This is a genomic window from Sphingobacterium chuzhouense (assembly GCF_014692525.1).
In the GTDB taxonomy this organism is placed as follows: Bacteria; Bacteroidota; Bacteroidia; order Sphingobacteriales; family Sphingobacteriaceae; genus Sphingobacterium; species Sphingobacterium chuzhouense.
In genome coordinates this window covers 1154687-1176747 of record NZ_JACNYL010000001.1, presented here as the reverse complement: position 1 = coordinate 1176747, position 22061 = coordinate 1154687, and the positions used below count along the sequence as shown (strand labels likewise).

General features: G+C 42.3%; 12 protein-coding genes. 10 read left to right on the top strand and 2 right to left on the bottom strand.

What is annotated here, in order from left to right:
- The first annotated feature begins 149 nt into the window (after positions 1-149).
- The 10 genes from H8B21_RS04490 to H8B21_RS04445 all read left to right on the top strand — a co-directional run bounded on the left by H8B21_RS04490 (position 150) and on the right by H8B21_RS04445 (position 18527).
- Positions 150-1334 carry a DUF2062 domain-containing protein gene (locus H8B21_RS04490; protein WP_190312566.1) on the top strand — a complete coding sequence of 395 codons (1185 nt, stop codon included), beginning with the start codon at positions 150-152 and terminating at the stop codon, positions 1332-1334.
- Positions 1334-4978 (top strand): 1-acyl-sn-glycerol-3-phosphate acyltransferase, encoded by a 3645-nt coding sequence (locus H8B21_RS04485; protein WP_190312565.1) that lies wholly within the window; start codon positions 1334-1336, stop codon positions 4976-4978. The genes H8B21_RS04490 and H8B21_RS04485 overlap by 1 nt, the downstream gene beginning before the upstream one ends.
- Positions 4975-6501: a phytoene desaturase family protein gene (locus H8B21_RS04480; RefSeq protein ID WP_190312564.1), complete on the top strand. Its 1527-nt coding sequence runs from the start codon at positions 4975-4977 to the stop codon at positions 6499-6501. The genes H8B21_RS04485 and H8B21_RS04480 overlap by 4 nt, the downstream gene beginning before the upstream one ends.
- 43 nt (positions 6502-6544) lie before the next feature.
- A complete protein-coding gene (locus H8B21_RS04475; protein ID WP_190312563.1) occupies positions 6545-7843 on the top strand; it encodes a phenylacetate--CoA ligase family protein in 1299 nt (432 codons plus the stop codon).
- Positions 7844-7939: 96 nt separating this feature from the next.
- Entirely contained in the window at positions 7940-8458 is a 519-nt protein-coding gene (locus tag H8B21_RS04470; protein ID WP_190312562.1) for an RNA polymerase sigma factor, read from the top strand.
- A gap of 66 nt (positions 8459-8524) precedes the next feature.
- The gene (locus H8B21_RS04465) at positions 8525-9661 is read left to right on the top strand and encodes a FecR family protein (protein ID WP_190312561.1); all 1137 of its coding nucleotides are present in this window, start codon (positions 8525-8527) and stop codon (positions 9659-9661) included.
- An 89-nt stretch (positions 9662-9750) separates the two neighbouring features.
- Positions 9751-13167 (top strand): TonB-dependent receptor, encoded by a 3417-nt coding sequence (locus H8B21_RS04460; RefSeq protein WP_190312560.1) that lies wholly within the window; start codon positions 9751-9753, stop codon positions 13165-13167.
- 42 nt (positions 13168-13209) lie between these two features.
- Positions 13210-15054, top strand: coding sequence for a RagB/SusD family nutrient uptake outer membrane protein (locus tag H8B21_RS04455; RefSeq protein WP_190312559.1), 1845 nt, complete (start codon positions 13210-13212; stop codon positions 15052-15054).
- An 81-nt stretch (positions 15055-15135) separates the two neighbouring features.
- Positions 15136-15948 carry a glycoside hydrolase family 16 protein gene (locus tag H8B21_RS04450; protein WP_190312558.1) on the top strand — a complete coding sequence of 271 codons (813 nt, stop codon included), beginning with the start codon at positions 15136-15138 and terminating at the stop codon, positions 15946-15948.
- A 68-nt stretch (positions 15949-16016) separates the two neighbouring features.
- The gene (locus tag H8B21_RS04445) at positions 16017-18527 is read left to right on the top strand and encodes a glycoside hydrolase family 2 TIM barrel-domain containing protein (protein WP_190312557.1); all 2511 of its coding nucleotides are present in this window, start codon (positions 16017-16019) and stop codon (positions 18525-18527) included.
- A 65-nt stretch (positions 18528-18592) separates the two neighbouring features.
- Here the strand turns inward: H8B21_RS04445 and H8B21_RS04440 are convergent, their stop codons facing one another.
- Positions 18593-20125, bottom strand: coding sequence for a sulfatase family protein (locus tag H8B21_RS04440; protein WP_190312556.1), 1533 nt, complete (start codon positions 20123-20125; stop codon positions 18593-18595).
- A 64-nt stretch (positions 20126-20189) separates the two neighbouring features.
- On the bottom strand, positions 20190-22049 hold the full coding sequence (locus H8B21_RS04435) for a DUF5006 domain-containing protein (RefSeq protein ID WP_190312555.1): 1860 nt from the start codon (positions 22047-22049) through the stop codon (positions 20190-20192).
- Positions 22050-22061: the final 12 nt, after the last annotated feature.

Below are 22061 nucleotides of genomic sequence, written 5' to 3'. Positions count from 1 at the left end.
GAGCTCTCCACCAGCTGGCAGATTGGGTTTTGCTTCTTCAAGGACAAGAAAGTAACAGCCACACCGCAGCTTCAGCGGCAAAAAGAAGATAAAAATCATTATTTTTGTAGATATTGTATAAACGTGATGTATCACGTTGGGCTTGAAAAATGATTGAACGCGAGACGGTAACAAGAGAAATAGAGCGTTTGGGGATTGTTGTTATTATACCGACGTATAATAATGAAAAAACCTTAAAACGCGTAATAGATGGTGTGCTCCTATACACCTCTCATGTTATTGTCGTCAACGATGGATCTACCGACACAACATCAACGATCTTAAATCAATATCCACAAATCGAAGTCATCACATCGGCGCATAATCAAGGGAAGGGTATGGCCTTGCGAAAAGGAATAAAGCGGGCTAGAGACCGACATTTTCAGTACGCGATAACCATTGATTCCGACGGACAGCATTACCCATCTGATATTCCGGTATTTGTTGACGCTATCGCTAAAGCAACCCGACCCGTGTTACTGATCGGAAGCCGTAACATGAGCCACGATTCAGTACCGCGAAAGAGCAGTTTTGGAAACAAATTTTCCAATTTTTGGTTTTGGTTTGAAACTGGCATTAAGCTGACCGATACGCAATCTGGGTTTCGGGCGTATCCCTTAGCAGCTATATCCCAACGATTCTATACCCACAAATTTGAATTTGAGATTGAAATCATTGTACGTGCCGCTTGGCGAGGTATTGAAGTCAAGAATGTGCCCGTTCAAGTGCTGTACGATCCCAGTGAACGTGTTTCCCATTTTCGCCCCTTTAAAGACTTTGCCCGTATCAGCATCTTGAACACGGTGTTGGTGTTTTTAACCTTTTTTTATATCCTCCCGCGTAACTTTTTTCGGAGCTTCAAAAAAAAAAGATGGTCTGACTTCGTTAAAGAAAATATATTGGGCAGTACCGATTCCCCGATAAAGAAAGCGCTGTCTATCGGGCTAGGCGTTTTTATGGGTATAGCACCCTTTTGGGGATTTCAGACGGCTATAACGATCACATTGGCGGTTTTCCTACGTTTGAACAAGGTGCTTGCTTTCGTTTTTTCCAATATCAGTTTTGCTCCATTCATCCCATTGGTTATTTATGCTTCATTGCTCGTAGGCGGAATGGTCTATCCATCTTCCACCACGTTTAAGCTCGATGGCGTTTCCTTGGAAACTATTAAATCCCACCTTTGGCAATATGTTATAGGTAGCTTTATCCTCGCTAGTGGAATGGCGATACTCATTGGCTCTTTCAGTTACTTTTTTATAAAACTATATCGGCAGAAAGCTGTTTCCACTCAATAATGGAGGATATATTCTACCATATCTATGTTTGGGTACGACGTAACAAACTCCTTGCTGCTACCATTGCGTTGTTGTTTTTAGCGGGCTGCGGCCTGCTGGCTTCCAAGCTTCGTTTTGAAGAAGATATTACCCAGATTATCCCGAAAAATGAGCGAACGGATGAATTATCGAAAGTACTAAAGCAAATTAATTTTGCGGATAAAATAACGGTTTTAATTGAAAGGAACGAAGCCACCAAGCCCAGTGTGTTGACGGCGATCGCTGGTGCATTTATAGATTCCATGGAGACAGACATTGCCTATATCCGTGGGATCACGGGTAGAATTGAGCAAGAAGAGATGGAGAGTACATATAATTTGGTGTACCAACATCTGCCGTTGTTTTTAGATGAAAGGGATTATCGCACGATAGCCGAACGATTACAACCCGATTCTATCGCAGAACGTGTATCGGAAAATTACCGTACGTTGATTTCGCCCACGGGACTTGTTATGCGGAACTTTATTCAGAGAGACCCGTTGGGATTGGCTTTGTTAGGATTGAAAAAAATGCAACAGCATACGGTGGGTGAAAATTTTATGTTGTACGATGGATTTATAGCTACCAAAGACACCAGCCAATTGCTGCTTTTTCTGGATCCGACGTTTCAAGGTGCAGATACCGAACATAATACCGCGCTAGTAGAACATCTTGAACGCTTGCGAGACACATTACATCAACAATTTGAACAGAAAGCCGCCATTTCTTATTATGGAACGGCTTTTATTGCAGTAGCGAATGCCAAACAGATAAAGATGGATATTTCAACGACGGTGCTGATTTCGATGTCAGTATTAATGCTGCTACTTATCCTATTCTATCGAAAAATATATGTTCCGCTACTCGTTTTTATACCGACCGTTTTCGCAGCCTTGTTTGGTATGGCCTGTCTTTATCTTTACAAACCTGTTATTTCAGCGATATCACTCAGTGTCGCTGCCGTTTTGATTGGAATTACCATTGACTATGCTTTACATATCCTAACCCACTATAAAAAATCTGGTGATATCCGTGCGCTTTACCGTGAACTGACGCGTCCGCTGTTAATGAGCGGAGCGACGAATGCCGTCGTATTTCTATGCTTGTTATTTGTACATTCGGAAGCGTTGGTGGATTTGGGCATCTTTGCATCGATATGTATTTTTTCGTCGGCTGTTTTTACATTGCTCATCGTCCCGCACCTTTACCGTCCAAAACAAGAACTTCGGCATAATTCCATATTGGACAAACTGGCGGCATTCCCTTTTGAGCGAAGTAAGATACTGATTGCTATTTGTTTGGTATTAATTGTATTGAGCTGCTTTACCGGTGGACGGGTAGGTTATAATAATAATCTGGCTGATTTAAATTTTGTGCCAAAAGCGTTGCAGCAGATGGAGCATAAATTGGATAAGCTGACCAATACGTCATCTAAATCTGTATACTTGGTTTCTACAGGAAAGACCTTTGAAGACGCGGCGCAAAAGACCGATCGTTTGATGTCAAATCTGAACACGGCAAAAACCAAAAAAGAAATTCTGGATTATAATGGCTTGATTATACCGCTATCCGCTACTTTACAGCATGAGAAGATTAACAAGTGGAATCAGTTTTGGGAAAATCAGCATACCGATAACCTTATTGCTCGTCTACAAAAGGAAGGAGAACAATATGGTTTTGAAGTAGAGACCCACGCCGATTTTTATAGGTTATTGAAGGAACAGCCGAAAGCGTTAGGATGGCATGATTTTCAATTGCAACGCGCGTTGGGGTTATCGGATTTTGTCGCCGAGCGGAATGGTTTCTTTACTATTTCCACCTTAGTGAAGCTGGATGATGCTAAACGGGAACCGTTTCTTCGAGCCATGGAGAAAAATGCAGATGTTTTGGTTGTTGATCGCCAAAACATGAACGAAACGTTTTTAGGGCAATTGCGCGATGATTTCAACCGTTTGGTAAGCTATTCTTTCTTTGCGGTACTTTTTATACTTTGGGTGTTTTTTCGTCGGCTAGAGCTGGTTTTGCTGAGCGCAATTCCTATCGGTCTCACCGGATTGGTCACCGCAGGGCTGATGGGGTTGTTCGGGTTGGAATTTAATATATTTAGTGCGATCGTGTGTACGTTGGTTTTTGGACATGGCGTAGATTTTAGCATATTTATGACGGCCGCTTTGCAGAAACAATATAGTACAGGAAAGGATACGCTGCAAACCTATCGCACCTCGATCTTACTGGCCGTATTAACGACAGTACTGGCGATTGGCGCCTTGGTATTCGCTAAACATCCGGCACTGTTGTCCATTGCATCCGTTTCCTTGATAGGGGTGTTTGCCGCCGTCATTATTACCTTTGTATTCTACCCTATCTTGTTTCATTTCTTTATTTCCAACCGGGCGAAACAGGGTAAGTCTCCCTTTACGATCACGATCCTTTTATTGTCTTTGTTGTTTTTTGCTTATTACGGCATAGGATGTTTGGTCGTTTCCTTTTTTGGTCGGGTGATCGTGTCGATTTTACCTCTATCAAAGGAAAAGAAAGACGCATTTTTTAGAAAAACGATGTCGGCATTTATGAAGTCCGTGCTATACCTTCATCCGCAGACAAAACATAAGACGATTAATCTGCGCAGAGAAACATTTGATAAACCCGCCGTCATTATTGCGAACCATAGTTCGTTTCTCGACACGTTATCGCTCGGTATGCTTGTTCCGAAGGGCATTTTTCTGGTAAACGATTGGGTCTGGAATTCTCCTGTTTTTGGCAGGGCAGTAAGAGCGTTAGGGTTTTATCCCGTGAGTCAAGGATTGGAAAACGGGGTAGATGTCCTTCGGGAGAAAGTTGTACAAGGTTATTCGTTGATTGTGTTTCCGGAAGGTACACGTTCTTATGAGAATGTTGTAAAGCGTTTTCACAAAGGTGCTTTTTATCTTGCGGAGCAGTTGCAGCTGGATATCCTACCTATCTATCTTTTGGGAAATGGTGATGTATTACCCAAAGGTGATGTGCTTATTTTCGGAGGAGCCATGACACCAGTTATTGGAGACCGCATTCGTATAGATGATACGTCTTTTGGCGAAGGTTACCTGGAACGTACCAAGCGTGTTATGAGACACTTTCGAAAGCGATATAGTGCTTGGCGTCAAAACGAAGAAGGTGTGTTCTATTTCCGAAAGAAATTAGAACTGGCTTATTACTATAAGGATGAGGATATTGTGCGAGATGTCAAGAAAAATATAGCCCGCTTTGCTCTGCATTATCATGAGCTAGATTCGTATCTGGGAGAGGGGGCGCACGTTGCACATCTTTCGGATACGCATGGTGAATTCGATTATCTGTTGTCCTTGCAGAGCGGGAACCGGAAATTGTTGGGTATTATTGCAGATCAAGAGAGACGTGCGGTGGCGGAGAGTATTTATTGGATAAAACAGCGCCAAGTTCGTTTTGCACCGCATACGGCAGAAGGATATACCGTACTTGTTATCCATCCGTTGATAGAGATAGCTAGTTTACCCGTTTCTCTTTTGGAGACCTTTGAAGAAATCTATACTTTTAGGAAAGCGCAGTCATTACGGGCTTTAGGATGGGAGGAAGATACGCTTTCTGATTCATTGTTTTGCTATACATGACCGAAGGAATACATAGACAATATGACGTCGTTATCGTAGGTAGCGGACTCGGAGGCTTGGTGTCAGCGGTTATACTGGCAAAGGAAGGATTACGGGTCTGTGTATTGGAAAAAAACAATCAATTTGGGGGGAATTTGCAAACGTTTTCCCGCGATAAGAAAGTGTTCGATACAGGCGTGCACTATATCGGAGGCTTGGCCGAAGGGCAGAATTTACACCGTTATTTTTCCTATTTGGGGATTATGCCTCATCTTCGGCTGGAGCGCATGCCAAAAGTTTTTGACCAGATTTGTTTTGGCGATGAAGAGGAGTGTTACCCCATAGCGCAGGGCTACGATGCGTTTGTGGATTGTTTATCGGCGGCGTTTCCGGCCGAGCGTTCAGCTTTGCTTAGCTATGTTGCCGATTTACAATATACTTGTAAAGCGTTCCCATTATATGATGCGGAAGATGGAGAGGGTTATGCATCGGAAGTTATAAGCCTAAGTGTTAAGGATTATTTTACAACGTTAACGGATAATGAACGTTTGCGTGCGGTATTGGTTGGAAATAATTTCCTATATGCGGGCGAGGATGATAAAACGCCCTTTTATGTCCATGCACTCGCTGTCAATTCCTATATCCAAAGTGCTTACAAATGTATACTTGGCGGTAGTCAAATCAGTAAATTATTGATCCGTGAATTGCGTAAATTGGGCGGAGAGGCTTATAAACGCGAAGAAGTCGTAAAACTGGAAATCGAAGATGGACAAGTCTGTCGTGCAATAACACACGGCGGAAACCAGGTTCAAGGGGATCTGTTTATTATGAACGTTGATCCGAAAAGAGCGTTGCAACTGGTCGGAAAGGAATATTTTCGAAAGGCCTTTTATGATCGCATTCAGACCTTACCCGTTACGACGTCTTCGTTTAGTTTACATGGGGTTTTACTACCTGGACAGGTTCGGTATAAAGCCCATAATGTATATTACCATCAAAACGCACATGCTGTTTGGCATGCGGCTACCTATAAAAAAGACGATTGGGCAAATATGTTCATGTTGTCGATGACAGAGGATCCGCGCCATCCGGGCTATGCAGATACCTTTACCGTATTGACCTATATGCATTTTGACGAAGTGGAGACGTGGGCAGATACGATAAATACGGTAGTTCATCCAACGGATCGAGGGGGGGGGTATGAAACTTTCAAAAGGAATAAAACGGAACAGTTATTGAAGAAACTGAAGCATCGTTTTCCAGAGTTGGTAGAGGCTGTTCACCAGACGTATGTATCGACTCCTTTATCGTATCGGGATTATATCGGAACATATAAAGGTAATCTGTATGGTCATATAAAGGATGCCAGTGACCCCTTGAAGACGTTTATCGCACCGAAAACGAAAATAGAAAACCTGTATTTGACAGGGCATGGGGTATATATGCACGGTATTTTGGGCGTAACAGTGGGAGCGATAGCGACTTGTTCCGAAATATTGGGGAAATCGTATTTATTAAGGAAAATTACTGCTAAAGAGAAATAGGAGATATAGTCCTTCTTTTGGAGGATATAGCGAATACTAAATCATGAAACAACAGATAATTATGGAGAGGCAATCGCCGCAGGAAATTAAGGCTTATCAAGAGGAGCTCTTACGAAGGCAATTGATTTATCTGCGGGAGCATTCGTCCTATTATAAGCAATTGTTTGAGAACCATCATATTGACATCGATACGATTCGCACCATAGAGGATTTAGAGCGTATACCGACAACAACTAAAGACGATATTCAAGCGCACAACGAAGATTTTTTTTGTGTCGGACGGGAAAAGATTATCGATTATTGTTCCACCTCTGGAACACTGGGCAAGCCTGTAACTTTTGGACTTACGGAAGAAGATTTAGAACGTCTGGCCTATAACGAGATGCGCTCGTTTCAAACTATTGGTGTAGAGCCGGGCGACGTGGTACAATTGATGACCACGATGGATAGACGGTTTATGGCAGGTTTAGCCTATTTTCTTGGTCTACGGAAGCTTGGTGCGGGTATTCTACGTGTAGGCTCTGGGATTCCCCAACTGCAGTGGGATGTTATTTTGCAGCATAAACCCCGGTTTTTGATTGCGGTACCGTCTTTTTTATTAAAAATGATGGAGTATGCCGAACAACACGACATCGATTATCGCCACGCTGGTATAGAGGCTGTTTTGTGTATCGGAGAGTCTCTGCGGAATGCCTCGCTCCATGATTCCTTGCTGACACAGCGTATACGCGAAAAGTGGCCGATAAAACTGTATTCTACATACGCATCTACAGAAATGGGTGCGGCTTTTACGGAATGTGAAGCTTTTCAAGGCGGACATGTTCATGAAGATCTTATTATTACGGAGGTGCTGGATGAGGAAGAGCAACCCGTACCTGATGGTGAGCCTGGTGAACTTGTTATCACGACTTTAGGGGTGCAAGGTGTTCCGTTGTTACGATTTAAAACCGGCGATATTGTCCGCAGACATATCGCTCCGTGTAGTTGTGGACGTAATACCTACCGGATTGGCCCGGTAGAGGGAAGAAAACAACAGATGGTGAAATATAAAGGGACAACCTTGTATCCACCCGCCATGCATGATCTACTGGCTGGCTTCCCTGAAATTGAACATCACGTTATTGAAATATCCCATAATGATATCGGAACGGACGAGATTGTTATTTACATTAGCACAAAAGAAACTGCAGAAGACTTCCTATTGCAGATAAAAGATCACTTTCGGGCAAAATTGCGTGTGGCACCACGTGTAGAAAAGCGACCATCGGAAGAATTACAACGCATTATTTTTAATCCTTTAAGTCGGAAGCCAGTTACGTTTATTGATAAGCGAAAGGGATAATTTTATACTCAATGGGAATTATCGCTATATTTGTTTCCATTTCCTGGTTGGATAAAGAGATTACTAAGCACGTTGCTATTGAATAGACTTGAGACGATGATAGATGTATTATTTACGAAAAACTACGCCCGTCTATGCCTTTATGCGACGTCTATTTTAGGTGATCCAGATAGTGCGGAAGACGTCGTTCAAACCGTATTTTTAAAAATTATCAACTCCTCGGATAACAGGATAAAAGTGGAAGATATTACCGTGCCCTACCTATATCGAAGTGTTAAAAACTCTTGTTTGCATCTTATTCGAAAGAATGCATATCATCTTAAATATTTAGAAGAGAAAGTTGAAAACGAGTCAGAAGAAGCATACGACGAAAAGATTATCAAGGCGGAATTGACCGTTTTGTTGTTAAATTTGTTAGAAGATTTACCGGAAGGGTGCAGCCGTATCCTAAGAATGAGTTATATCGATGGCTTAAAAAACAGTGAAATAGCAGAACAACTTCATATTTCCATCAATACTGTAAAAAGCCAAAAAATGCGTGGTATTAAACTGTTGAAGGAGCGCGTATCGACTAATTTTTTAATAGCACTTTTATTTTTCTTAAAAAACTTATAATTCTTTCCACCCGTTTTTTAGTTTCGTGGGTTATAATGTCAAAAGGTAAAAACTGAACATTAAACCGTGGAAAGAATATCTGTTTATCTAGCCTCTCTTATCGCCAAGTATTTGGATGGTAGTTTAACTCCTGTAGAACGTCAGGAGCTAGATATACACCTATCGCAAGAACAATTGGATAAGCTGTGCCAAGATTATGATAGAGAGCGTAATATAAATGAGGAACTGCTTGTTTATTTTGAAAGTAGGAAGCAAGAGACTTGGAAACGGCTAACACAGAGACAAACAAAGATAAGGAAACTTCATTACTACCGTTATATTGCCGCTGCGGCGGCGATGGTTTTGGTTGGTTTTTTGTCATGGTGGCTACTTCCCAATCGGCAGGATCCCGTATTTTATAATGAGGTTATTGCGGATCATAGATTTGGACATGCGAACGATGTGACACCGGGCAAAAATCAAACACTTATAGAACTGGCCGACGGAAAATTCGTGAAAGTGGAACAGGAAGTTTTGCAGATTACCAATGATAGCATATTTGCAGAAAAGGGAGAAGTATTTGCAAAGCGACTCGCTGAAGTAAAGACGATTCAAACTCCCCGAGCTAGTAATATCGAGATTTTACTGCCGGATGGATCCAACGTTTGGTTAAATGCGTCAAGTACGCTTCAGGTGGATCCAGCGTTTAACCAAGAAACACGGACTGTCCGACTAAAAGGGGAGGCTTTTTTTGAAGTTTCGCCAGATAAGGATAGACAGTTTCGCGTAATTACGGATACCGATACGGTTTCAGTCTACGGAACGTCGTTTAATGTAGATCGTTACGGGGAAAGGTCGTTAACAACTCTAGTGAAAGGCAGTGTAAGTATTCAGACAGAGGAGAACCGCCTATTCCTGGAGCCAGGATATCAAGCTTATCATAGTGCAAAAGGGCTTCATGCAAGAAGAGTAGATACAAAAAAATATACCTCCTGGAAGGATGGCTATTTCTACTTTAAACGTGACAGTTTAAAAGACGTTTTAATGAAGCTTGCTTCGTGGTATGATATCGATATCCGATTGCATATCGATGACAAACAATCCAGGTCCATAACCGGAACGATCGATAAAAAAGCCACACTTGCGGAGGCTGTATACAGCTTGGCCGATATTTCAGGATTGAAATTTAAAATTACAGACAGAGTATTAATCGTTACAAAATAAATCTATATGTATATGAACGAAACTTAATCCATACAAACAAACCGTTAGAATAGACTGAACTAATAATCTAATCATCCATTACATCAATTATGAACAAAAACTTCGTAAAAAATACGTGGGCTAGTGTCTTGTTGCCCAAATTTACCAGTGTGCGACCTTATATTTTCGTGCTGTTTACGGTGGTATTTGTGCTATCTGCTCAAGCTAAAGCACAGATGATCAGCTTAGTTGTCAATAATGCACGTGTAGAGACATTATTGCAACAAATTACCGACAAATATAGTCTCCATTTTTTATACGCCGATGGCTTGTTGGCCAGTTTAAAGCCAGTTAGTATCGATGTTCGCAACCAACCTATTGACCAAGTATTACAAAACGTCTTTAAGGATACGGGAATCAGGTATACAAAACGCGGGAATAATATTACCCTTTTAAAAACAAGAGGACAGATAAAACAAGATAATATCCAGGTCACGGGTAGTGTGACTGACAGTACAGGAGCGATTATCGCTGGTGCATCTGTTGCCTTGAAATCACGACCAGAAGTGGGTACGCTGACGGACAAGAACGGTAAGTTTATCCTTGAAGTACCCCGAAATTCAATTATTGTAGTATCCTATATAGGATTTTCTTCTCGTGAAATATTGGTTAATGCTCCAGGAACCTATACCGTGATTTTGGAGACTGATGCAACTGGAGTCGAAGAAGTAGTCGTAGTAGGCTATGGCAAACAAAAGAAAGCAGAAGTAGTAAGTGCTATCAGCTCGGTGGATGGTAAATCGCTGCAATTCGCTACCCGCAGCCTCTCCAATAACTTAGCTGGACAGGTTTCTGGTCTTATAGCTATCCAACGATCTGGAGAGCCCGGATACGATAACTCTGAATTCTGGATTAGGGGAGTTAGTACTTTTGCAGGAGGGACGTCACCATTGGTTCTGGTTGATGGAATACCGCGCTCTATCAATGATATTGAACCGGAGGAAATAGAAACATTTTCTGTGTTGAAGGATGCCGCAGCAACTGCAGTATATGGGGCCGAGGGTGCCAACGGGGTGGTTATCATTACTTCTAAGAGAGGTCGTATTGCTAAGCCGGTCATATCTTTCCGTACCGAACATAGTCTCTCCCAACCAACCCGACTACCTCAGTTTGTGAATTCAGCGGACTACCTCACGTTATTTAATGAAGCCCTTCGAAATGATGGCGAGCTGCCTATTTATAGCGATGAACTGATTGCCAATTACCGAAATAATATCGATCCAGATCTTTACCCAAACACCAATTGGATGGATGCATTACTTCGAGATCTAACCCGCAATCAACGATATACACTAAACGCCCGCGGTGGTACGGAACGTACCCGTTATTTTGTCTCTGGTGCATATTTCGCTGAAAGCGGTATTTTTAAGGACGACCCCAATAATCGCTATGATACCAATATCGGTGTCAAGCGTTTCAATTTAAGAAGTAACATCGATATTGATGTCACAAAGACAACTATGGTGAGTGTTGATTTAAGTGGACAATATCTTGTGAACAATTATCCTGGAACAGGTACGGGAACTATTTTTAGACAGATGTTAATTACACCGCCCTATGTTTTTCCTCCGATTTATAGCGATGGTACGATCGCTACATTTCCACAAGAGCGCGATGCTAATATGCGGAATCCATATAATATGCTGATGAACTCAGGCTATGCTAAGGAATGGCGCTCACGTATACAATCGGCCGTGCGGTTGGATCAAAAGCTGGACGTCATCACCAATGGCTTGTCCTATCGTGGAATTATCAGCTATGATTATGATGGTGATTTCTCGTCGAGAAGAACCTATGATCCAAGCCGATATTTTGCTACAGGGCGAGATGAGGCCGGGAATCTCATTTTCACCCGTACTTTTTCTGGAACGGAAGACATGAGTGAACCCGTAGAAGGTTCTAGTGCGGTGAAACATATCTATATGGAATCTTCGCTCAATTATAACAATGTATTCGACAGACATACTGTAGGTGCAATGGCATTATTTATGCAAAAAGAAAGCCAGTACCATAACGAGGCACTTGCTTTCAGAAAACAAGGAATTGTTGGCCGTGCTACCTATTCCTATGATGGGCGCTATTTTATAGAGGGTAACTTTGGATATACTGGAAGTGAAACGTTTGCTAAGGGGTATCGCTTTGGTTTTTTTCCTGCGTTGGGCGTAAGCTATCAACTATCCAACGAGTCTTTTTATCCTGATGCCATAAAAAATTATCTGACTAGCGTTCGGTTTAGGGTGTCGATGGGACGCACGGGTAACGATAATACGGGTGGAGAACGTTTCCTTTACCGTCCGACGTTCAATATGGGGGCAGGAGGCTTCAACCAAGGGATTACCAATGGAGGGGGATCGAATGGTCTAGGTGCCGGTATTGTTGAAGGTCGATTTGAAGCCCCTTACTTGTCATGGGAAATCGAAGACAAGCAAAACTACGGTATAAATCTGGGGCTTTTTAACAACCGTATTGAGATCGTAGCAGATTACTTCAAATCCGAAAGAACGGGCATTTTGTTGACCAGAAGAACGATTCCAGCGAGTGTTGGTTTTAGGGCGGCTCCTTGGGAGAATTACGGGAAAGTAGAAAACTGGGGTGTCGATGGGAGTATCAATGCAACTCATCAAGCAGGTGCTTTTAACATTGGGTTACGAGGAACCTTTACTTTTGCTCGAAATAAAATTACTGAATATGATGAGTTGCCACAACCATACCCTTGGATGGCGTGGACTGGTTCTCGGGTGAGTGAAAACACGTTGTTCATCGCTGAGCGCCTATATACCGATAATGATTTTAATATCACAGAAAACCCCAATGGCACCAAATCCTACCAACTGAAAGAGGGGATTCCCACCCCTACATTGGGGGGAAGAATAGGTCCAGGAGATATTAAATACGTGGACTTGAATGGAGACGGTTTGATTGACGCATTCGACCAGCAAAGAGGAGTCGGCAACCCAGCGACACCGGAAATCGTCTATGGATTCGGGATGAATTTGGAATATAAGAATTTCTATATCAGCTCTTTCTTTCAAGGTGTTGGAAATACATCTGTACTTTTTGGAGGCAATACACCGGAGGGATGGTATCCGTTTTCGTGGGGAGTTGACCAATCAAACTACCGAACTTTTGCGTTGGATCGATGGACAGAAGAAAACCCGACAGACAATGTATTGATGCCTCGTATTCATAGTAGTAATACCAATTCTGCGAATAATAATAGAGCAAGTACTTGGTGGTTGCGCAACGGAAGATTTTTACGATTAAAGAATGTTGAAATAGGGTACAATATGCCTAAACCATTGCTAGAACGTATCAAAATACAATCAGCGAGAATTTATGCGATGGGGCATAATCTCGCCGTATGGGATGAAATCAAGCATTGGGATCCAGAAACTGGAAACAGCAATGGTGGGCTAAATTATCCGCTACCTCGTATGTTTACTTTCGGACTAGAGTTTACATTTTAACACGGTCTAAGAATTTATAACCAACATATTTACGACATAACAATGAAAAATAAACTTTTAATCGCAATATCTACGCTCATATTAGGGTTGAGTTCTTGCTCGGATAGCTATTTAGACGTATCGGATGAGCTTGCAGGCGGCTTGCAATCTGTTGACGAGATATTTGACAATCCTTCTTATACGAGAAGATGGTATGCAAATATTTTTACGGGGATACCGGATTATTCGGAAATGGTTCGTGCAGATTGGGACGGGGGTGGACAAACTGGGCTACATAATCCGTGGACAGGGATGACCGATGAAATCAACACCTCGTATGGAGATAATGCCAATTACATGATTTCTGTTAGAAATTCCTCCAATATGGGCTTCCATCGGTGGAACATCTTATACCAGTTAATTCGACAGGCCAATATTTTTCTTGAAAAGGCCAAGGTAATTCCTGCTTCCGGTACCAACGCCGACCAACTTACTGAAGAAGAATTTAACCGGATGCGGATCAGTGCTCTATTTGTGCGCGCATATTATCATTATTTATTGATGGAGCAGTACGGACCCATTCCTATTATGGATAGAGCATATGGTCCTCTTGAAGATCTCGATGTCCCCCGTCGTCCTTTAGATGATGTTATTAACTTCATCGATAGTGAATTAACAGCTGTCATTCCCTTGTTGCCACAAAGCCCAATTACCGATGATAACTTTAAAGCATTGCCTACCAAGGGGGTTGCCTTGGCATTGCGTGGAAAGCTTTGGATTTTCGCTGCCAGTCCACTATTTAACGGTGGATTCCAAGAAGCTCTTTCTCTGACCAATTCCGATGGTACTTCCTTGTTTCCGGCAGCCGATCCTTCCAAATGGAATAAAGCGGAACAAGCATTGCGGGAATTTATCGAGTATGCGGATGCAGGAAATTATGAGCTATTTACAGTTCGGGACAACAACGGTAATATTGATCCCGATCAATCAGTTTACAGAGTCTTCCAAGAATATAGCAAGGAAATTATCTGGGCAACTTCAGTCAACGGATTCAATGGTATTGAATGGGGAGATCGTTTTGAACGGAGGTCAACTCCTCGGAGTGAACCTAATGGAATCGGCAGTACCGCTGTTGTCCAAGAACTTGTGGACGATTTCTATATGAAGGATGGTTTGCCTATCAGCTCGACAGGCTTCTTGAACGGATCACCATTATATTCCGAAATAGGCACAAGCGAGCTGAATGGGGTTCAGGTCTACAACATGTGGATAGATCGCGAGCCACGTTTTTATAATACGGTATTCTTTGCAGGCAGGCGCTGGCATATTTCCAATAACGTTACTCATTTTTATATGGGTAGTCCAAATGATCGTAGCGGACAGCATACTCCCAATGGTTACCTTCTTTATAAGCGATACAATAGAACGGTCCACATGGTTAGTCCAGGTGTGAGAATGGTATTCCGCCCATCTATTATTTTTCGACTGGCTGAATTTTATCTTTTATATGCAGAAGCGCTAAATGAAGTAGAACCGGGCAATCCAAATGTTCTTGAATACATTAACCGTGTGAGAGAACGAGCAGGATTGCCGGCATTACAAGTGCTGAATCCGGCTATAGTCGGTAATCGGGATTTGCAACGACAAGCTATACGGAGAGAAAGCCGTATTGAACTAGCGACAGAGGGACAACGCTATTTTGATGTACGGAGATGGATGATTGCGGAAGATACCGAAGGCAGGCAGGGTGGGGATTTCCATGGAATGAACATGGCGGGTAGTGAAACGACATTTTACCAGAGAACATGGTTTCAAACCCGGTATTTTGAACGCAAACAATATTTCCATCCTATCCCTTTTACGGAAATGCAGAAAAGCAAGGTTTTAGTTCAAAATCCAGGATGGTAAATGCATTGGTTATGCTCAATGATAATCAGGGAATTGAGCTATTGATGATCAGAAAAATAAATAGATAAGATAATGTATAGAATGAAACTGATCTTATTCGCTGTTGTAACAGTGGCTGCGGCATGTAGCGGTATTAAACCCGAAAGTGGCGTAGGAGTCACTCCCTCCACACCCGTCGGAAATAATCCCATGTTAAATCTTATATGGTATGACGACTTTAATGGCGAAAAGATAGATGAAAAAAAATGGAGTTTCGCCGGTCGTGGTAATCCCGACTGGAAAAAATATTGTACGGATTCCGAGGAGGTAACCTATGTAAAAGATGGGTGTTTATACCTCAAAGCAATAAAAAATAAAACCCAGGATAGCGATACGGCTAAATATCAAACGGGCTGTGTTTTTACCTATGACAACTTCTCCTTTCGCTATGGAAAGGTGGAGGTTAGTGTCAAAATGAAGGGTGGTAAAGGTGCTTGGCCGGCGATATGGATGATGCCCGAAGCATCGATTTATGGTGGATGGCCGAAATCAGGGGAGATCGATATCATGGAGAGATTGAATAATGATGGTTTTGTACATCAAACACTCCACAGTGAATACACCTATTCTCTAGGTATTACCAATCCAACAAATACCGCGACGGCAAGTATTGATGTTGATGCTTTTAATACGTATGCAGTAGAATGGACGCCTACCTTGCTCATGTTTAGCGTAAATGGTAAAAAAACTTTTGTCTATCCAAAAGTTGACGGAAAGGGGTATCAACAGTGGCCTTTTGACCAGAACTTCCATCTTATTCTTAATCAGGCCGTAGGTGGGGCTTGGGTAGGGGCGGTTGATGACGCGGACTTACCTGTGGAAATGTTGGTAGATTGGGTTAAGGTATATCAATAGTAGGGCTATGCATTTGTTGCAACGAAATTCTTTTTTTAAATAGTTATTTATTTTAAAAACAATACATCATGCGAAATTTTTGCACCCGAAAACTACGACAGTTATGTAGTCTAATACTCACTTGCAGCTGTTTTATGGTGTCGGCACAAGAACGTGAGGAAATACTTTTGGATGACCATTGGAAGTTCAGCAGAGACGATGAAGAAACATTTTCAGCTCCGCTGTTTGACGACGCAAAATGGCAGACGGTTTCTGTGCCCCATGATTGGGCAATATATGGCCCATTCAGCATTCATAATGATAAACAGCATACTGCTATTACCCAAGATGGACAAAAGGAAGCATTAGAACATGCAGGGCGTACAGGTGGTCTTCCTTTTGTGGGGACAGGTTGGTATAGAAGGAAGATAACACTGGGTAAGGATGTGCAGGACAAACGCAGTATGCTCCAATTTGATGGCGCGATGAGCAATGCAGTCGTTTTTGTAAACGGAAAGCGAGTCGGAAATTGGCCCAACGGCTATAATAGTTTCTACTTCGATATCAGTGCATTCGTCGTTCCAGGTGAGAACGTAATTGCTGTACGGTTGGAGAATCTATCGGAATCTTCCCGTTGGTATCCAGGGGCCGGTCTGTATAGGAATGTTCATCTTATTTTGAGTAATAAGACGAAAATAGCACATTGGGGTACCTATATTACGACGCCACATATCGAAGCAGACTTCGCTGAAGTTTCCATAAAAACACAGATAGATAGACAGCTTGAAGATATGGAGGAAACATTGGTTTTACGAACGGAGGTCTTTGATCAAGAGCGGCAGGCCGTTGGTTATGGCAATGATACCATTACCCCGTATGACAGCCGGGGAAAGCAACAGACTATCTTTGTCTCCAACCCAAAATTATGGTCGCCGGATACACCTACGTTGTATACCGCTGTTAGTAAATTATATGTTAATGGTGAGCTCAAAGATACCTATGAAACTCCCTTCGGGATACGGTCGATAGAAATTATTCCTAATAAAGGATTTTATTTGAATGGCGAGAAGACAGTATTTAAAGGTGTGTGTATGCATCACGATCTGGGTCCTTTGGGAGCTGCAGTCAATGAATCGGCTATCCGACGACAGATTCGGATACTGAAGGATATGGGCGTAAATGCTATCCGGACCTCTCATAATATGCCAGCACCAGAATTTGTCAAGGCCTGTGACGAAATGGGTATGATGGTTATGGCCGAAAGCTTTGATGAATGGAAATTGCCCAAAGTAAAGAATGGATATAACTTATATTTTGACGAATGGGCCGAAAAAGATTTGGTGAACCTCATTCATCATTATCGGAACAATCCAAGCATTGTCATGTGGTGTATAGGAAATGAAGTTCCCGAGCAAGCAAGCCCGGAAGGATCTAAAGTAGCCCGTTTTTTACAAGATATCTGTCATCGGGAGGATCCGACGAGACCAGTAACCCAAGGTATGGATAACCCCGATGCGGTTATCAATAGCTCCTTTGCTTCTACGATGGACGTTGCCGGATTTAATTATCGGCCGTTTAAATATCGTGAAGCATACAAAAAACTTCAACAGCAGATTATTCTTGGTTCAGAAACAGCATCTACAATCAGTTCCCGTGGCGTCTACAAATTTCCGGTGGTCAGAAGGTCGATGGCTAAATATGATGATCACCAAGCATCGTCATATGATGTAGAACATTGCTCTTGGTCCGATTTACCTGAGGATAATTTCATTCAACATGAGGATCTACCTTACGCCATTGGGGAATTTGTCTGGACAGGTTTCGATTATTTAGGAGAGCCTACACCGTATTACACCGATTGGCCAAGCCATAGCTCGCTATTCGGTATTGTCGATTTAGCGGGAATTCCAAAAGATAGATACTATTTATACCGGAGTCATTGGAATACGAAAGAAAAAACACTCCATATTTTACCCCATTGGTCTTGGCCGGGTCGGGAAGGGGACACGACACCTGTGTTTGTGTATACGAATTATCCCAAAGCGGAGCTTTTTATCAATGGGAAAAGCCAAGGGATTCAAAGCAAGGACTTGTCGGTGACACGGGATGACTCCGCCGATAAGCAATCGTTGGATAGTTTCGTGCGCCAAAAAAGATATCGATTGATGTGGATGGACACGAGATATGAACCGGGCGTAGTGAAAGTGGTCGCTTATGATGCTGCAGGCCATATTGCGGCAGTGGATAGTGTGGTGACGGCTGGAAAGCCTTATGGATTAAAGTTGGAGGTTGATCGGCCAATTTTAAAGGCGGATGGAAAAGATCTTGCTTATATTACGATAAGTGTTGTAGATCAACATGGCATTTTGTGTCCAATGGATGATCGAGAAATTTCTTTTACCGTAAAAGGAAAAGGAAATTTCAAAGCAGTAGCTAATGGGAATCCAGCAAGTTTGGAATCGTTCCAGGCGCCAAAGATGAAGGCCTTCAGTGGAAAGCTAGTCGCCGTGTTAGAAACAACCAAAGAACGTGGTGAAATTATATTTGAAGCCAGTGCGAAAGGAGTGAAAAAAGCAATGGTATCCGTGCGCAGTGAGTAAGCGTAGGAAGGAACGTCCTTAGCATCGTTGCAAGGACGTTCGTAACAACTAAAAATAGGGATTTTTTAGTTTTTATATTGTAAAATCCGGTATGCTTCTTCGTCCTCAAGTCGGCGGATTTCCTTTTTGAGTATATTCTCCATTTTCTTTTGGGCTTTATGGTACTCTTTTTGCCCGTAGACATTTGACAGTTCATTAGGATCCTTTTCCAGATCAAAAAACTCCCAACCTTCTATCCTTTTGTAAAAACGGATTAGCTTATAGCGTCCATCGCTTACGCCAAAGTGAGGGGATACTGCATGCTCGCCATTTTCATAATAATGATAATACATGTGTTTTCTGCTTTTGCCCTTTTTCCCCGTTAAACTGGATAGAAAGGATTTTCCCTGCATGTCCTGTGGCTTGTCCACTCCGGCCAGTTCTAACAATGTAGGAGCTATGTCTACGTTCATGACCAGAGAATTAAGTTTCGTGTTGGGCTGGATTACTCCTGGCAATCGGACTAGCATTGGTGTTCTAAAAGACTCTTCATACATAAAGCGTTTATCAAACCACCCGTGTTCTCCCATATAGAAACCCTGATCGGATAGATAGATGATCAAGGTATTGTCGGTAAGATTATGTTGATCAAGGTATTCCAGTATAGTACCAATATTACGATCCATGGACTCCGCCGTATTCAGATAATCGATCATATATCTTTTATATTTCCATTCTACTAATGCACGTCCGGATAAGTTCGACTGTTCCAGTTGCTCTTGGATTGGGCGGTAATAGGCTAGGTACTTGTCAAACTGTTCATTGGTCATTCTCGCGAAATTACCGTCTTTCCGCAGATCTGATGGATTTTTGTACATCTTTAGGTCATACCCCATCTGCATATCTTTGGCGATACTCATTTCCTGCACTTTTGCAGCTTCTCGACCTTGGTATGCGTCATAGAATGTCGTCGGTAGGGGAATCTCTACATCATCATATTTGCCAAAGTCACGCGGATCCGGCATCCAAGTACGGTGTGTGGCCTTGTGGCCGATTATCAGACAAAAAGGAGCGGTTCTGTCCAGTGTGTCCAGCCAGCCTGTCGCCTTGCGGGTAACAATATCGGAAACGTAACCCTCTACCCGTTCCATACTGCCGTCGGTATTGATGAAATCGGGATTGAAATAATGCCCCTGGCCGACTAGGATACTGGCGTAATCAAATCCTTGTGGTACATCTCCCAAGTGTTGTTTACCGACCCAGGCAGTCTTGTAGCCGGCTAGTTGAAGTCGTTTGACAAACAGATCCTGACCGTGATCAAAGTTAGATGTTTCATTATCTTTAAAGCCGTTTTTGTGGCTATATTTTCCTGTCAACAGCGTTGCACGGCTCGGTCCACAGATCGAATTCGTAACATAGGCTCTGTTGAAAAGTGCCCCCTCCTTGGCAAGTCTATCTATATTCGGGGTACTGGCAATCTCAGATCCATATGCTCCGATTGTTTGGTAGGCATGATCATCTGAAATGATGATAATAATGTTTTTTCTCTGCACCTGCCCATAAGTTAGGGTTGAAATACATAGAAAAATTAAGGCTAATAGTTTTGATAAATAATTCATTCCTTTTTTCTATAGTATAGAATGTTTCCTATATCCACCATCAAATATAGGAAACAATAAATAATTAATACAAAGTAGCATTGGCTGTGTTATGTGTATAAGCACTCTGCTTATTGCCTATATCGTATACGGCGTTGGTATAATATCGGATCCAATCCAGCTCTAGCCTTGGCGTTCTTGGATTTGTTTTGCTATCATTATAGAGAATATCAGCAAATGCCGAATCCCAGCCAGCAGGAGTTGGACTGCCTAGCCCCCATTCGCTTGGTGCGCCTAATGTCAACAAAAAATGGAATCCCTCCGGATTAATGACCTTATCAAATGGCCATAAAGACGGGTCTTTCATATCACTCTTTCGAAGTGTGACATTGTCCTGGCCATTGATCCCCATCGTGACGGTATTTTCGTTCACAAATTCCACCCAATAGATATTCCAATCGCTCATATTAGGCATATTGACTACACTATGCGGATTATAGTCCGCCATCCCTTGGTCGCTTAGATGAAAAGTTTGATATGCCATATTGGTTCCTGTTTTTGAACCCACCGGATTCTCTAAAATATCGATTTCCCCATACAATGGCCAAGCTAAACTGCTCTGTGCATTGCCTTGTAGCCAGATGGCACAGTTGAAACCATTTTTCTCGCCACGAACACGTGCCCTGACTTCTATACGCATACCTGGATAGATGCGGGTATGTTGCGGAATAAAGGTGGCATTATTTGCATTAAATTTAGAAGAATATAAAGCTGAAAAACCATAATTTCTCATGCCAGAAGCACCTCCGGTAGCTTGTGTTGGCTCTTTGACAGCCCACATTTTCAGGTATCCTTCACTCGTTATGGTCGAATATTTATCATTGTTCACGGCCATAACCGTCTGCACCAGCGTTGTGTTTTGTGCCGCAAAACCTTTTGGAACATAGTTTCCGAAAGTATTAGGTGTGACATTGGCATATGCCGCAGGAATTGCATGAAATTCTAGTGCATTATAAAAATTCCATCCCGAAATCTTGGGGTGTGGATCACCTATATGCATTTCTATCGGATCCTTATCGTACCACGTCTCGACCGCTGCTTTATTTCGACTGGACATGAACGGTATGCTCGGGTTGTCATACACCCAACGCTCGTCTTGAAGCAATGCCCCCAATGGCGCGTCGATATCTCTTTTCAATATAATCAGCTCACTTTCGTAGATCGGATGTACGGTTGCATTAGAGGAAATCAACAAAGTCAAATTTTTATTGCCAGTATAGATCATATCCTCTTTGAGCAAAATGTTTTCGCTCTCTATCGAAGTTGCTCCTTTTGGAATCGTAAGTGTAACGGGCAGATTTTCATATTCATCTTCTTCGCCTACTTTTGCGGCAATATTTACCACAATATCTTCCAAACTAGGAACCCCAACACTAGCTGTCAAAACAAAATCACTACCTTCCTGCACTTCTTTATCGGGATTATTTTTCAAACCGACGATCGTATAATGAAAATCGGAAACAATAATCGATTGGGTGGCCCCACTGATTTTATAGCCACGTACAAATGTCGTCAGATCCAATGTATAAGTAGACGTGATACCTTCCTTTAAGATAGGAACTTTGACTGCTATCCTTTTTTCTCCTTTCGGAAAGGTCACTTTTTCCGGCATATTTTCGAAAACCTCGCCTGCAACGTCTCTCGTTCCCGCTTTAGCGGAAAGATAGACATCAAACTCTTCGGGACTTACGGCCTCTGCATTATCCTCCTCGTCCACAAAAATCTCAATGGTTAATTCATCCCCCATTACTAAACTTTGGCTGCTGAGAGAAACTTTCAAGGGAACCGGCTTGACGAGCGGATCCAGTAAATTCTTCGTACAAGAATATAAGATGGTCACTATCAATATTGACAGTATGGTGTATATGACTCTGTTCATCATCATTTTGTTGTAGTA